Origin of the sequence: Nostoc sp. CmiVER01, assembly GCF_034531135.2 — a bacterium.
In the GTDB taxonomy this organism is placed as follows: domain Bacteria; phylum Cyanobacteriota; class Cyanobacteriia; order Cyanobacteriales; family Nostocaceae; genus Nostoc.
This window is the reverse complement of sequence record NZ_JAVRBU020000060.1, coordinates 1-739: the sequence shown is the minus strand read 5'-3', so window position 1 is coordinate 739 and position 739 is coordinate 1. Positions and strand designations below refer to the sequence as shown.

1 pseudogene is annotated in these 739 nt (G+C 34.9%); it reads right to left on the bottom strand.

What is annotated here, in order from left to right:
- Positions 1-100: 100 nt before the first annotated feature.
- A pseudogene (locus tag RMZ43_RS35970) lies at positions 101-544 on the bottom strand (ISH3 family transposase); the annotation flags it as partial.
- Positions 545-739 lie beyond the last annotated feature (195 nt).

Sequence of the window (739 nt, the reverse complement as noted above, 5' to 3'; positions counted from 1 at the left end):
AACTTCGCAGGCTACCCCATAGTTGCGGTCTACGGTTTGACGTAGAAATTCAAGCATCTGTTTGAGGGTAAATAGATGAGAAAAAACTTGCTTAGAGCTTCTTTTTAATTACATAGACAGTAGCGTAGGCATAAAAAGAACAAGTGCCACTTTTAGCTTGACTTCTATAAATGTATGGTGCTTCTGATGATGATGGTTCACCATAATATGGAATTAAGTTAAAATCGATAGCAATTTTGTATTGTCCTTTTTGAATACCATCTGGTAAGCGACTTTGAAGTGCAGTATTTAAATCTGATTCCAGAGAGTTCAGGTCGGAATATTTCTCCAAATGATAACGAATATCGTTACTTGTGGGAACATTTTTTAATACTTTACTTGTGTTTTCTATGCTATCTCTTTGAGCGGCTGCCCTAATTAAAATTTCAAAGATATTTTTTTGTTCACACTTGCCTTGAGTCGGAATTGGAATATTTTCGGTTAAACAGTTCACTACTTCGTTCAAAGTTTTAATATCAGTTAGAACTGGGGTAGTTGCAGTCATAGCCAAATTAATTAATCCTCTAAGTCGAAAATTTTGCTTCTTCACCCCAATACTTTACAAAAATTCCAAGACCAGCACCAGAACAATCTTCTGGTGCGAGAGTTGTCCTTACCTTTGTATCCAAATCATTAGTTTTATTTATGTAATATTCGTCAACGCTTTTTCCAAAAACTGTATTATAAAGCACAGCTTTTC